This window comes from Klebsiella sp. K47 (assembly GCF_051858335.1).
GTDB lineage: Bacteria > Pseudomonadota > Gammaproteobacteria > Enterobacterales > Enterobacteriaceae > Klebsiella > Klebsiella pneumoniae.
Genome location: NZ_JBPYUI010000110.1, coordinates 1 through 366, shown reverse-complemented (window position 1 = coordinate 366; position 366 = coordinate 1). Strand labels below are relative to the sequence as shown.

At 51.6% G+C, this 366-nt stretch carries 1 protein-coding gene; it reads left to right on the top strand.

Translation table 11 applies throughout. The features are described 5' to 3' along the window. Positions 1 to 366 (top strand): terminase large subunit domain-containing protein (locus RRF55_RS27310; protein ID WP_439419211.1); only part of this gene is annotated, 366 nt, incomplete at both ends.

Genomic DNA, 366 nt, shown 5'->3' with positions numbered 1-366 from the left:
ATTTGGAATCCTGCCATGCTCGCGGGTTGGTATGGGATGTTGCAGCGGCGCAGCGAGCCATCGACTTTTTTGCCAAGGTACTGAAGCTCAACGGTGGTGAGCATGAAGGTAAACCCTTCAACCTGCTACCGTGGCAGTGCTTTATTGTAGGGTCGATATTCGGCTGGAAGAACTCGGATGGTTATCGTAGATTTCGCATGGTGTACGTTGAATCTGGTAAGGGTTCCGGCAAATCACCACTGGCTGGCGGAGTGGGGCTTTACTGTCTAACAGCAGATAAGGAGCCTCGTGCCGAGATATATGCAGCAGCAACGAAAAAAGACCAGGCCATGATCCTTTTTCGTGATGCTGTCGCGATGGTGGATC